Source organism: Microbacterium sp. NPDC057407 (genome assembly GCF_042803895.1).
GTDB lineage: Bacteria > Actinomycetota > Actinomycetes > Actinomycetales > Microbacteriaceae > Microbacterium.
Genome location: NZ_JBHVCA010000002.1, coordinates 466097 through 478081, shown reverse-complemented (window position 1 = coordinate 478081; position 11985 = coordinate 466097). Strand labels below are relative to the sequence as shown.

The window sequence follows — 11985 nt, the reverse complement described above, 5'->3', positions numbered from 1 at the left end:
CGCGCGAGCGGGACACATTCCTCCATAGCTCAATTGGCAGAGCAATCGGCTGTTAACCGATAGGTTCTTGGTTCGAGTCCAAGTGGGGGAGCGAACGGCTCCGAGCTCCACCTCGGGGCCGTTCTTCGTTCACGCCTCGATATCGTCGATGCCGGGCGTCCAGGCGTTTCCGGGCCGGCCCCAGCCCCGCTTGCGCGCGATCTTCTGCGCCGTCTTCCAGTCGCCGTCGCCGAGTCGGTCGACGTAGAGGATGCCCTCGAGGTGATCGAACTCGTGCTGCATGATCCGCGCTCGCCATCCGTCGACGTGGATGCGGACCGCGTTTCCGTCGAGGTCGGTGCCGGTGACGAGCACCTCCTCGGACCGCCGCAGCGGGAAGCGCTCACCGGGGAACGACAGGCAGCCCTCGGACTCCTCGTCGGGGTCGGGGTCGCCCGGCTCGAGGGGTCGCATCCACAGCTCGGGGTTGAGGATCACGCCTCGCCATGGCAGCCCCTCGTCGTCCGTGTACGAGTACGTGTAGATGCGCAGCGCCGCGCCCACCTGGGGGCCGGCCAGTCCGACGCCGGGCGCGGCATCCATCGTCTCGAACATGTCGGCGACCAGCGCTCGGATCTCGTCGGTGACCTCACCGACGGGGGAGGCGGGGGCGTGAAGGACGGGATCGCCCATGATGCGAATCGGCAGAACGGCCACGCCTTGAGCCTATCGAGAGGCGACGGCGGCTAGTGTCGACGTGTGGTGTGGATGGCGGACGAGCTTCAGGACGTAGGCGACCAGCTGGTCGGCGCGTTCCAGAACCCCGGACTCCTGTACGGCATCCCGCTGGCCCTTCTCGGCGCCGTCTTCATGTCGTTCGGCGCCCAGTACCAGCACCGCGGCGTGACGAAGGTCGAGAAGCTGACCGGCTCCACGGGTACGGGTGGCCTGAATGTCCATCACCTGCTCAAGCTGCTCTCGCGCCCTTCGTGGGTCGTGGGAACGGTCATGCTCGCTCTCGCGATCGTCTGCCAGCTCTCCGCACTGGCGGTGGCGCCCCTCATCGTCGTCCAGCCTCTGGGTGCGATCGCGCTCGTGATCACCACCCTGCTGAACGCGCAGATCAGCGGCCATCGGCCCACGAAGCGGTCGTTGATCGCGATCGGTGCGTGCGTCGGGGGCATCTTCGTCTTCGTGACCATCGCGGCCCTGTTCGCGACCGAGAAACCCGTCACGGATCGGCAGCTGATCACGATCCTGATCCTCTTCGGGGTCGTGACGCTCGTGCTGGGCGGCTTCTGGCTGTGGCGTCGCCTCAAGATGGGGGCACTCTTCTACATCTCGGCCGCCGGCATCATGTACGGGTTCGTCGCGACGCTCGCGAAGGTCATCATCGAGCGCATCAAGACCGGCGACTTCGAGTGGCTGACGCTCACCTGCTTGGCCGCGCTCATCCTCGGCGCCATCGTCGGCGCCTACTTCGTGCAGACCGCGTACGCGTCGGGGCCTCCCGACCTGGTGATCGCCGGCCTGACGGTGATCGACCCGATCGTCGCCATCATCATCGGACTGACGATCCTCGGCGAGGCCAGCGGCGCCCCGGTGTGGGTGTACATCGCGTTCGCGGCCGTGGGCGCGGTGGCCGTCTGGGGCGTGTGGCAGCTCGCCCGCTACCACCCGCAGATCCTCAGCGACAGCCAGGAGATCCCGATCGTGCGAGGAAGCGAGCCGGGCGCCGACCAGACGGCACCCATGACCGGCTCCATCCGCGTGAACGAGGCCGTGGCGAAGGTGTGGCCCGACCCGCCGATCAAGGACCGCGACGGAAGGCGTTGACCCGCTCGCCGGTGCTCGAGCGGGAGTTTCGGGTCCTCGCGGTTCGCGGCGGTAGGCTCGCATGCGGAGGGGCGGTGGCCAAGCTGGTCAAGGCAGCGGGCTCATAACCCGACGATCGTGGGTTCAAGTCCCACCCGCCCTACCGATGAATCCCTCAGAAGCCGCGGAGTTACGCGGACCTCTGAGGGATTCATCGACGTGCCGGGCGCGGACGTCTCGAGCACGGTGCCGATCCCACCGGGGTTCGACCACGTGCCGATCGTGTCACCCCACTAGAGACCCCTCGCATAGTTCTGTGAAGGACAGCCTGACCAAGTCGAGAGCGCCACGGCGACCGCGCTGGCTGCGATTCTGCGAGCCGGATGCATACGGTTTGCGACCGTTCCAACCACCGATGCTCACTTCAATTGCCACCAGCGTGCGGCACGGCTTGCTCAGTGGTTCCAGCCCGGACCTCGCTGCTCTGCTCGACCGGCCGGTCGCCGACCCTCTGTCGGTTGCGGCGGACACGGCGGCTGCACTACGCCCCGACGCACGCTGAACCGGATGAACCAGACAGGTCGCCTCCACTCCGGAGGGGCGACAGGCGGCTCATCGAGGATGCTCAGCTCGTGGCTTTGAGCCCGGGTTCCGAAGCTGCCGCCGAAAACACGAACCGGTCCGTCGACCCGCCGACCCACGCGACGCGGTAGGCGAGCCACCCGGCTGCCGGGAGCGGATTCTCGCGCGCGACATGGACCAGGTTGGCGGCGTTGTGGAGCGGCCAGCGATCGAACGCCGGGGATCCGCGACGCACGCGCTCCGGCTCGACGCCCGTCGCCCACGGCTCCCACGCGGTCCGTTCCGTCGGACGATCGTCGTCGAGGTACGACAGGCCCTGCACCGCCATGCCGACGAAGCCGCACGCCAGCTGTGTCAGGGCGGCATCGAGGAGGGCGAGCGATCCCGGGTCGAGCCAGACGTCGTCGTCGAGGAAGAGCACGGCCGGAGCCCGCGCGCGCTCCAGGAGGAAGTCCCGGTGCTCGGCGACGCCTGGCCGCTGATGACGACATCGAACGGCGGCCCGTCCTGTGCCGCGAGCCCGGCGAGCGTGACCGCCAGCTCCGCTGGGCGATCGCACGTCGGGATCAGCACATCGACGGTCGCCGGCTCCGCGGGTGCCGCGGTCGACCAGCCGGCGGGACGCCGCCGGCCGCTCATTCACTCACCGGCGAGTGCGCTGCTCACGTCCGTCGGGGCGTCGAACGAATCCTGGTCGGAGTTCTCGAGTGCCTCGACGAGGTCGTCGGGCGCGCCGTTCTCACGCGCCGTCGAGACCAGCTGGTCCTTGCTGACGGGGTAATCCACGCCGCCGAGATACTTCTGCACCTCGATGGCTGCGGGTCGATCGGCCATGATGCTCCTTCCGAAGGTGTCGGGTCACCGTAGAAGTCGCCCGGATGCGATGGCGCGGGGGTTGACTTCCCGCGCCAGGTCCGCATCGAAAGGCGGATGCCGCCGCCCTCGGCGCCGAGTCACGCCATCGCGGCACCGATGTAGGAGTACTTGACGAACACCTCGGCCGCGAATCCGGCCTCCTCGAGCAGCCCCTGCACGGCGGTCAGCATGTAGCTGGAGTCCCAGCCCATGTACAGCCAGTGCTCGTCGTCGAGGCGATCCCATTGGCCGTTCCACGACTGCTCGCGGTAGACCGGCCCGCCGCGCCGCGCGCTGTAGGCGACCACAGCGGGACGGGCGTCGGCCCACAGGCGCTTGAAGATGCGGTTGAAGAGGTACTTGACGTCGGGCACCTCCCAGTGCTCGCCTCGGTACTCGACGTAGTCCCATTCGCGTTGCCACCCCGCCGGCCAGCCGCGCCGATGCACGGCGTCGAGGATGGGGGTGAGACCGTCGTCGTCGATGAGTCCGCCGCCGGGTCGCGCCCACAGCTCCACGAAGCGCCGACCGAGGTCGGCTGACCGCTGCGCGACCGCCGCCGTCGTCCACGCCGCGGTGTCGGCGAGGTCGCGAGTGAGGGGGACGCTGCTGCGCCCGTAGAGCCGGCGCTTGTCGGGGAACGACGCGTCGAAGGCCCGCTGGGCCAGCTCCTCCTCGAGGAGGGTCAGATTGCCGAGGGTCGGGGCGAGGGCGCGGGCGCTGTTCTGCTCGTCGTCGGTGTAGTCCGACCAGGTCCGGACGCCGTCGCCGGTCCAGGCGTCCGAGGGCGCCAACGGGAACACGTGCTCCACGTCCAGTCCCGACGCGCTGCGCACACCCGACAGACGCCCGAGCACGTAGGCGGGGTGGGGGAGTTCGGAGTACTTCAGCGCGGCGCGGATCCGCTCGTCGGACGGAGTGATGCGCGAGACGGCCGCCACGAGCGCATCCCAGCCGTCCTCGCGCGCGCGGCACAGCCGCGCCACGATGCGGTCCGTTCCGGTCCCGACAATCGTGCGACGCAGCAGGAGGGCCTGCACGTGCTCCAGCGTCCGGGTGAGCTCGTCCACCGAGATGCGCCCGTGCTTCCAGTCCCGGTAGGCGCGCATGATCAGGGGATCCATCGCCGTGCCGAACGTCGCGACGCCGTCGAGGTGCTGTGCGACCGTGGCATCCGATTCCCGATCCGGCTCACGGAGCACCCGGTGGATCAGGGCGTACTCCCGCCACTCGGCGGCGTAGCGGCGCAGGTCGTGGATGTCGAGCCGCGGGAACACCAGCCGGAAGGCGTCGTAGACCCCCCGGCTGCGGCTCGCGACCACCTCGCGTCCCGTCGTCAGCACGAGGTAGTGGCGCCAGAAGTGGCCGATGGAGTCGCCGGTGCTCTGCTCGATGGGCAGCCAGTACTCGGTCTCGATCTCACGCTGCTCGGCGTGCGTGAGACCCATCAGCACGTAGTTGTGGATGAGCTCGTGGTCGCGGAGCGGCTCTCCGGTCGAGTTCAGACTCTCGAAGATCTGCTGCGCGTTGGCCCCGGCGCCCAGGGTGATCGCCACGTGCTCGAGCTTCTGCAGGCCCCGCCAGATGCGTGGTGCTTCGTCGACGCTCACCTGACTGCGGAAGAACGCGTAATTGTCGTCGAATCGCGAGTCCCGGCCTTCGTCCGGGGGAGCGGGGCGGTCGAGCACGACACGCTCGAAGACGCCGGCCCACGCCGCGTGGGGACGGAGCTTCGTGGTCCGCGCACCGCCAGGCGCCACCAGCACCCGCTCGAGCTCCGCCGCCATCGCGGGGTCGGTGTCGCGCACGGTGTGCTGCAGCGCCGCGACGAGCAGCATCAGGGTGGTGATGCGCTGCTGACCGTCGATGAGGACCAGTTCGGCGGCGTCGCCCACGTTGCCGGTGGACGAGAGGATCGAGCCGATGAAGTGCATGCGGCGGTCATCGAGTTCGGCGACCGCGCGGATGTCGGACAGCAGCTGTTCGCAGGCTCCGATGTCCCAGCGGTACTGGCGCTGGTAGACAGGGACGACGATGGTCCATTCGCCACCGGAGAGCCAGCCGATCGTGTTCACCGCGGTCGCGTCGACATTCGTGGCAGTCACCATCGCCCGGATACGCCCCTTCGATGCTCTCGGCGCGGGGCCCGAGGCCCGCCGGACACGCCGCCGCCAAGTCTATTCGACCGGTCGCCGGCGGCCGGGAAGGCGCCTCGATGTGCCCGGCCCGCCTCGAAGCCGCGCGGGGCCTCCCAGGTAGGCTTGCCTTAGTTGGGCCTGTTAAAACGTGCTGGCCCGGTGACCGAAAGGCAATCCGTCATGGGTTACATCAAGTCCGCTGCGCTCGAGGAGACCGGCTACGTCGTCCTCGACCGCTACAACCAGGAGCTCGACCCCAAGGAGTGGCTCGACCTCGAGTACAACGACTGGAAGTCCTCCGGCGACACCCGCTTCGCCCCCCTCGCCAGCGCCTTCGGCGAGATCGAGTGCAACGGGTTCTGGAACCACAAGCCGCCGCGCACCGACAAGGACGGCGTCTGGATCGATTCCCAGGTCGAGAAGGCGCCTCACCTCACCCGCCGCGCCCAGGAGCCCGGCGCCAACGTCGGCCGCTGCCGCGTCATCGAGCTTCAGCCCACGCCCTACGGCGAGTGCCTCTACAACCTCCACCAGGACGACAACAACCGCCTGAATCCCGATGGCACCGGGTGGGTCGTCCGCGGCTTCTTCAACCTCACCGACGACAAGGACAGCTTCTTCGTCCTGCGCGAGAACCGCACCGATCCCGCGGGCGAGGTGCGCATCGCCCTGCCGGCCGGCGCCCAGCTCATCATCGACACGCAGCGACTGTGGCACGCCGCCACCCACATCGGCAGCGAGCCCCGCTACTGCCTCATCACCTCGTGGACGTCCGGGCCCGAGCTCGACGCCTATATCGAGAAGTACAACGGCGTGAACCACGTCGAGAGCGTTCACGTGCCGCAGGACGTGCTCGAAGCAGGCTACGCCGAGCAGGCGCGCAAGGATGCCGCTCGCGCCGCCTACTACGCCGCGAAGGGCCAGGCCGCGGTCAACGTCATGAGCGAAGCCTGACCGTCGTCGTCGTCGTCGGGGTTCCGGTCGCAGCACCAGGACCCCGACGACGACACGCCGGCACGACGTGCCGAATGACATCCTTGTGATTCCAGCGCTCCGTGCGCGATAATGACCGGAGCACAACCGCATATCCGCCAGACACCCGTGTCAGGTCGTTGGGGAAGACGCACCTGATGAAACGGAGAGATCATGGCGACACCACAGGCGCGTGGAGTGATCTTCATTCACTCCGCGCCGCGAGCGTTGTGCCCCCACCTCGAGTGGGCAGTAGGCCGCGCCCTCGGACGCGCGGTGAGCTTCGACTGGGCAGACCAGCCGGTGCTGCACGGCGCGCGACGTGCCGAGTACTACTGGGAGGGCAGCGCCGGAACCGGTGCGGCGCTCGCGACGGCCATCCGCGGCTGGGAGCACCTCCGCTTCGAGGTGACCGAAGATCCGACGCCCCGGAGCGACGGCGGGCGTTGGTTGCACACGCCAGGCCTCGGCATCCACTACGCGCAGACCGACAGCGCAGGCAACGTGGTCATCGGCGAAGACCGGATCCGGTACGCCATGGAGATCGCAGCGGGCAACGCCGCGGAGCTCCAGCGTGAGCTGCAGGTCGCGCTGGGCTCGGCGTGGGACGAAGAGCTCGAGCCCTTCCGTCACGCCAGTGACGACGCACCCGTGGTCTGGCTGCACAAGGTGGGCTGACCCGAGACTCGGGCGGCGAGGCGCCACTACCGAAGCTCAGAGGGCAACGTCCTGGGCCGCGGGACCGCGAATCACCGCCTGACACGACAGACGCCCCCGGCGACCCAGCCGGGGGCGTCTTCGTCTGCCGATCAGAGGGTCCGGAACGCGACGACGGCGTTGTGGCCACCGAAGCCGAACGAGTTGCTGATCGCGAGCTGCGGACCATCGCCGAGCGGCTGAGCCGTCCCGGACACCCGCAGAGGGATCTCGGGATCCTGCGTCGTGATGTTGATCGTCGGGGGAGCAACCCGGTCGCGCAGCGCAAGGATCGTGAAGATCGCCTCCAGAGCACCCGTGCCCCCGAGGAGGTGTCCGGTCGACGCCTTCGTCGCCGACACCGGGATCTCGTGGACGCGATCGCCGAACACGCTGAGCAGCGCCCGATACTCGGCGATATCGCCGGTCGGGGTGGAGGTCGCGTGGGCGTTGATGTGCGTCACCTCGTCCGGTGTCGCACCGGCCTCTTCGAGAGCCAGGCGCACCGCGCGAGACGCCCCCAGCCCCTCCGGCTCCGGTGCGGTGATGTGGTACGAGTCCGCCGTCACGCCGCCGCCGACGACCTCGGCGTAGATCTTCGCCCCGCGGGCCTTCGCATGCTCTTCCGTCTCGAGCACGAGGCAGGCCGCACCCTCGCCCATCACGAATCCGTCGCGGTCCACGCTGTACGGACGTGAGGCGGTCTCGGGGGAGTCGTTGCGCTTGGACAGTGCCTGCATGGCTGCGAACGCGGCCAGGGTGAGGCCGTGGATGACGGCCTCGGACCCTCCGGCGATGATCACATCCGCCTTGCCCGCCCGCAGCGCCTCCACGGCGTTGACGAGCGACTCCGTGCTCGACGCGCACGCGGATGCCACCGTTCGTGCATAGGCGCGGGCGCCGAGGTGCATCGAGACCGCAGCCGCGGGAGCGTTCGGCATGAGCATCGGGACGCTCATCGGCATCACGCGACGCGGTCCCTTCGCCTTGAGCGTGTCCCACGCCGCGAGAGTCGTCTGCAGGCCGCCGATACCGGTCGCGAAGTCGACGCCGAAACGCTCGGGCTCGACCTCGGGCTTGCCCGCGTCCTCCCATGCCTCGAGCGCCGCCACGAGCGCGAACTGGGCGGACGGGTCGAGGCGATTGGCCACCGGGCGGTCGAGGACCGTGTCGGGCCGGACGACCGCTTCGGCCGCGAACGTCACGGGGATCTGGTACTCCTGCACCCAGTCGTGCTCGAGGGTGTGGGCTCCGGACGTCCCGCCCAGGAGTGCCGACCAGCTCTCGGCGGCCGTGCCGCCCAGCGGGGTCGAGGCGCCGATACCGGTGACGACGATGCGGGGGTTGCTCATAGAGATCAATGTCCTCGGTGTTGACCGGTGGGGGCCGGAGCCCCCACCGGGGTGGTCCTACGCCTGGTTCGACGTGATGTAGGTGACGGCGTCGCCGACGGTCTTGAGGTTCTTGACCTCGTCGTCGGGAATGGTGACGCCGAACTTCTCCTCGGCGTTGACGACGATCGTCATCATCGAGATCGAGTCGATGTCGAGGTCATCCGTGAACGACTTCTCGAGGGCGACCTCGTCAGCCGAGATTCCCGTCTCGTCGGTGATGAGCTCAGCGAGTCCGGCGAGGACCTCGTCGTTGCTGAATGCCATGGTTTCTCCTGTTTTCTCGGGGGTCCGGACCGGGTGGTCCGGGTCAAGTCTATGGTCGGGCCCGGCGCGCCTCAGGGGAGCACCACGACCTGCGCGCCGAAGACGAGACCGGCTCCGAAGCCGATCTGCAGCGCGAGGCCGCCGCTGAGCTCGGGGTGCTCCTGCAGCAGGCGATGGGTGGCGAGCGGGATCGACGCGGCGGAGGTGTTGCCCGTGGTCTCGATGTCGCGCCCGATCACCACGGTGTCGGGCAGGCCGAGCTGCTTGGCGAATTCGTCGATGATGCGCATGTTGGCCTGGTGCGGGACGAAGGCCGACAGATCGGATGCCTCGACTCCGGCCGCTTCCAGCGCCTGCCGGGCGACCTTGACCATCTCCCACACCGCCCAGCGGAAGACCGTGGGACCCTCCTGCCGGAGTGTGGGCCACGGTGCCGTCCCGTCGCGGAACTCATTGAGCGTGTGGTTCATGCCGACGGCGTCGGCCTTGGAGCCATCGGAGCCCCACACCGTCGGGCCGATGCCCGGGGTGTCGCTCGGCCCGATCACCACAGCGCCGGCGCCGTCGCCGAGCAGAAACGAGATGCTGCGGTCGGTCGGGTCGACGATGTCGCTGAGCTTCTCGGTTCCGATGACGAGGGCGTAGTGCGCCGCACCGGCGCGGATCAGGGCGTCGGCCTGTGCGACGCCGTAGGCGAACCCGGCGCACGCGGCGTTCACGTCGTAGGCGGCGGCCGGGTTGGATCCCACGCGGTCCGCGACGATCGCCGACACGGAGGGCGTCTGCTTGGGGTTGCTGATGGTGGCGACGATGACGGCGTCGATCTCACCCGCAGGCACACCGGACTTCTCGATGGCCTCGCGGGCAGCGTCCGAGGCGAGGTCGATCGCGTCCGTCTCCGCGGCAGCGCGGGTTCGCGTGACGATGCCGGTGCGCTGGCGGATCCATTCGTCGCTGGAGTCGATGGGACCGATGAGGTCGTCGTTGGGTACGGCGATCTCGCCGCGGGCCGCGCCATAGGCGTAGATGCGCGTGTGGGCGGCGCCGGTCGGCTGGGTGAGCGTGCGGGTCATTCGGATACTCCGGTCATGCGTCAGCGGCGTCGCCGAGGAGCGAGCCGGCTGCCTGGAGGTCTTCGGGTGTCTTCACCGCGACGGCGGGAATGCCGCGCAGCGCTCGCTTCGCGAGCCCGGTGAGCGTACCCGCCGGCGACAGCTCCACGATGCCCGACACTCCCACGGATGCGAAGGAGGTCATGCAGAGGTCCCAGCGCACCGGGGAGGCGACCTGGTCGACCAGGAGGTCGACGAACGTCGACCCGGAGCTGACCGCCGAGCCGTCCCGGTTGCTCCAGATGATCAGGCGAGGGTCGAATGCCTCGACCCGCGACGCCGCGGCGCGCAGAGTCTCGACGGCCGGAGACATGTACCGGGTGTGGAAGGCGCCGGCCACCTGAAGGGGGATGACCCGGGTGCCGGAGGGGGGCTCCGACGACAGCGCGGCCAGTGCGTCGAGAGCTCCCGCCGCCACGAGCTGCCCGCCGCCGTTGTAATTGGCCGGCGTGAGGCCGAGCTCCTCGAGGCGCGCGACGACGGATGCCTCGTCCCCGCCGATGACCGCGCTCATCCCGGTCTCTTCGGCTGCGGCGGCTTCCGCCATCGCGCGGCCGCGGATGCCCACCAGACGAAGGGCGTCCTCCTCCGAGAGGATCCCGGCCGCAGCGGCGGCGGCGAACTCGCCGACCGAGTGTCCCGCCACACCCGACACTGACTCGCGCTCGGGGAGTGACGACCACGACAGCAGGCTGGCCGCGACGATCAGCGGCTGAGCCACTTGGGTGTCGCGGATGCGGTCGGCATCCCATTCGGTGCCCGCGGCCACGAGGTCGACGCCCGACCACTCCGAGAACTGCTCGAGTCTGTCGACGGTCCCCTCTCGCTCGAGCCAGGGGGAGAGGAATCCGGGCGACTGAGAGCCCTGCCCGGGGAAGACCGCGATTCTCACCTGTCCATCCTGCCAAGGATCACTCGATCGCCCCTGGCGACGTGCTCACAAGAATCACGGGAAGGTTTGTGCGAGGCGCACAGGTCACCGGGTCGGTCGACGCGCCTGCGGCGCCCTGCGCCGGGTTGCGTCGGTGCCGATCGAGCCGAGGATCAGAGCCGTCTGAAGGATCAGCGCCTCGCGGGGACCCGTGGCGTCCCAGCCGATCACCTCGGACACGCGCTTGAGGCGATACCGCACCGTGTTGGGGTGCACGAACAGCTCGCGGGCCGTTGCTTCGAGAGAGCGGCCGTTGTCGAGGTAGCTCCAGAGCGTCGCGACGAGGTCGGCGCTGTGGGCCTGCAACGGACGGTAGATGCGGTCCACGAGGGTCTGCTTCGCCAGCGGGTCTCCTGCCAGCGCCCGCTCCGGCAGAAGGTCGTCTGCCTCGACGGGACGGGGCGCGTGCCGCCAGGCACGTGCGACGGCGAAGCCCGCCAGGGAAGCGCGGGCGCTCTGCCCCGCGTCGACGAGCGCCGGCACGGTGGGCCCGAGGACGAGGTATCCGGGACCGAAACCGGGCTCGAGCCGCTTGGCGATCTCGGTGAAGGGGAGGTCGCTCGGCACGTCGTCGGGCCGCGACGGCGGATCCGCGCGACCGAGGACCAGAACGAGCCGGGATCCCTGCACCCCGATGAGCACGTCGACTCCGAGCTTGCGTGCGGTGCGACGGAGCTGATCGATGTCGAACTGGGGCGGCGTGGTTCCGACGAGAACGGCGACCTCCCCGTGGCCGTGCCAGCCGAGCGCCGCGATCCGGCTCGGAAGCTCCTCGTCGGCCTCGCCCGTCAGGATGGAGTCGACGACCAGGGCCTCCAGCCGCGCATCCCACAGGCCGCGTGCTTCAGCGGCGCGGGCGTAGACGTCCGCTGCCGCGAACGCCACCTCTCGCGAGTAGAGGAGGATGGCCTCGCGGAGATGCTCGCCCTTGCCGGCGACCCGCTCCTCCGTCACCTCCACCGTGACCCGGATGAGCTGGAGGGTCTGCTGCAGGCTCACGCTCCGCAGGAGCTCCCGCGGGGCCGCCGCGAAGATGTCGGCGGCGATCCACGGCGTCGAACTGGGGTCGTCGTACCACTGGATGAAGGAGGTGATGCCCGCCTGCGCGACGAGGCCGACGGCGGAGCGTCGCGCCGGGGGCATCTCCGCGTACCACGGGAGAGTGTCCTCCAGGCGCTTCATCGTCACGGTCGCCAGGTCGCCCGAGATCCTCCGGAGCCAGGCGAGTGTCTCAGGTTTGTCCATCG

General features: G+C 69.3%; 12 protein-coding genes and 2 tRNA genes. 5 read left to right on the top strand and 9 right to left on the bottom strand.

The window, feature by feature from the left end; genetic code table 11:
- Positions 1-18: 18 nt before the first annotated feature.
- Positions 19-91 (top strand) — tRNA-Asn (locus ACFUTX_RS07150).
- A 38-nt stretch (positions 92-129) separates the two neighbouring features.
- On the opposite strand, the gene def is transcribed toward ACFUTX_RS07150, so the two are convergent.
- Positions 130-696 carry a peptide deformylase gene (gene def, locus ACFUTX_RS07145; protein WP_378861955.1) on the bottom strand — a complete coding sequence of 189 codons (567 nt, stop codon included), beginning with the start codon at positions 694-696 and terminating at the stop codon, positions 130-132.
- 51 nt (positions 697-747) lie between these two features.
- Here def and ACFUTX_RS07140 point away from each other — a divergent pair, with 51 nt between their 5' ends.
- Both ACFUTX_RS07140 and ACFUTX_RS07135 read left to right on the top strand, forming a co-directional pair.
- Positions 748-1815: a DMT family transporter gene (locus tag ACFUTX_RS07140; protein WP_378862872.1), complete on the top strand. Its 1068-nt coding sequence runs from the start codon at positions 748-750 to the stop codon at positions 1813-1815.
- A 68-nt stretch (positions 1816-1883) separates the two neighbouring features.
- Positions 1884-1957, top strand: a tRNA-Ile gene (locus ACFUTX_RS07135).
- A 462-nt stretch (positions 1958-2419) separates the two neighbouring features.
- Here the strand turns inward: ACFUTX_RS07135 and ACFUTX_RS07130 are convergent.
- The 3 genes from ACFUTX_RS07130 to ACFUTX_RS07120 all read right to left on the bottom strand — a co-directional run bounded on the left by ACFUTX_RS07130 (position 2420) and on the right by ACFUTX_RS07120 (position 5339).
- Positions 2420-2797 carry a hypothetical protein gene (locus ACFUTX_RS07130; protein WP_378861952.1) on the bottom strand — a complete coding sequence of 126 codons (378 nt, stop codon included), beginning with the start codon at positions 2795-2797 and terminating at the stop codon, positions 2420-2422.
- 218 nt (positions 2798-3015) lie between these two features.
- Positions 3016-3210 carry a DUF2795 domain-containing protein gene (locus ACFUTX_RS07125; protein WP_378861950.1) on the bottom strand — a complete coding sequence of 65 codons (195 nt, stop codon included), beginning with the start codon at positions 3208-3210 and terminating at the stop codon, positions 3016-3018.
- Positions 3211-3329: 119 nt separating this feature from the next.
- A complete protein-coding gene (locus tag ACFUTX_RS07120) occupies positions 3330-5339 on the bottom strand; it encodes a DUF262 domain-containing protein (protein WP_378861947.1) in 2010 nt (669 codons plus the stop codon).
- Positions 5340-5549: 210 nt separating this feature from the next.
- Here ACFUTX_RS07120 and ACFUTX_RS07115 point away from each other — a divergent pair, with 210 nt between their 5' ends.
- Both ACFUTX_RS07115 and ACFUTX_RS07110 read left to right on the top strand, forming a co-directional pair.
- Positions 5550-6323: a hypothetical protein gene (locus ACFUTX_RS07115; RefSeq protein WP_378861944.1), complete on the top strand. Its 774-nt coding sequence runs from the start codon at positions 5550-5552 to the stop codon at positions 6321-6323.
- A gap of 192 nt (positions 6324-6515) precedes the next feature.
- A complete protein-coding gene (locus ACFUTX_RS07110; protein WP_378861942.1) occupies positions 6516-7019 on the top strand; it encodes a DUF3145 domain-containing protein in 504 nt (167 codons plus the stop codon).
- A gap of 131 nt (positions 7020-7150) precedes the next feature.
- Here ACFUTX_RS07110 and ACFUTX_RS07105 read toward each other — a convergent pair whose 3' ends face one another.
- From ACFUTX_RS07105 to ACFUTX_RS07085, 5 genes are all read right to left on the bottom strand, one after another.
- Positions 7151-8389, bottom strand: coding sequence for a beta-ketoacyl-[acyl-carrier-protein] synthase family protein (locus tag ACFUTX_RS07105; RefSeq protein ID WP_378861940.1), 1239 nt, complete (start codon positions 8387-8389; stop codon positions 7151-7153).
- Between the two features lie 57 nt (positions 8390-8446).
- Positions 8447-8695 (bottom strand): acyl carrier protein, encoded by a 249-nt coding sequence (locus tag ACFUTX_RS07100; protein ID WP_378861937.1) that lies wholly within the window; start codon positions 8693-8695, stop codon positions 8447-8449.
- A 71-nt stretch (positions 8696-8766) separates the two neighbouring features.
- A complete protein-coding gene (locus tag ACFUTX_RS07095; RefSeq protein WP_378861934.1) occupies positions 8767-9768 on the bottom strand; it encodes a beta-ketoacyl-ACP synthase III in 1002 nt (333 codons plus the stop codon).
- Positions 9769-9781: 13 nt separating this feature from the next.
- Positions 9782-10699, bottom strand: coding sequence for an ACP S-malonyltransferase (locus tag ACFUTX_RS07090; protein ID WP_378861931.1), 918 nt, complete (start codon positions 10697-10699; stop codon positions 9782-9784).
- An 84-nt stretch (positions 10700-10783) separates the two neighbouring features.
- Positions 10784-11983 (bottom strand): PucR family transcriptional regulator, encoded by a 1200-nt coding sequence (locus ACFUTX_RS07085; RefSeq protein WP_378861928.1) that lies wholly within the window; start codon positions 11981-11983, stop codon positions 10784-10786.
- Between the last annotated feature and the right edge of the window lie 2 nt (positions 11984-11985).

What these genes read in the sequence shown, in the direction of transcription:
- ACFUTX_RS07140 (WP_378862872.1), top strand. Translation starts at nt 748, where the DNA reads ATGGCGGACGAGCTTCAGGACGTAGGCGACCAGCTGGTCGGCGCGTTC.
- ACFUTX_RS07125 (WP_378861950.1), bottom strand. Translation starts at nt 3,210, where the DNA reads ATGGCCGATCGACCCGCAGCCATCGAGGTGCAGAAGTATCTCGGCGGC.
- ACFUTX_RS07120 (WP_378861947.1), bottom strand. Translation starts at nt 5,339, where the DNA reads ATGGTGACTGCCACGAATGTCGACGCGACCGCGGTGAACACGATCGGC.
- ACFUTX_RS07115 (WP_378861944.1), top strand. Translation starts at nt 5,550, where the DNA reads ATGGGTTACATCAAGTCCGCTGCGCTCGAGGAGACCGGCTACGTCGTC.
- ACFUTX_RS07110 (WP_378861942.1), top strand. Translation starts at nt 6,516, where the DNA reads ATGGCGACACCACAGGCGCGTGGAGTGATCTTCATTCACTCCGCGCCG.
- ACFUTX_RS07105 (WP_378861940.1), bottom strand. Translation starts at nt 8,389, where the DNA reads ATGAGCAACCCCCGCATCGTCGTCACCGGTATCGGCGCCTCGACCCCG.
- ACFUTX_RS07100 (WP_378861937.1), bottom strand. Translation starts at nt 8,695, where the DNA reads ATGGCATTCAGCAACGACGAGGTCCTCGCCGGACTCGCTGAGCTCATC.
- ACFUTX_RS07095 (WP_378861934.1), bottom strand. Translation starts at nt 9,768, where the DNA reads ATGACCCGCACGCTCACCCAGCCGACCGGCGCCGCCCACACGCGCATC.
- ACFUTX_RS07085 (WP_378861928.1), bottom strand. Translation starts at nt 11,983, where the DNA reads ATGGACAAACCTGAGACACTCGCCTGGCTCCGGAGGATCTCGGGCGAC.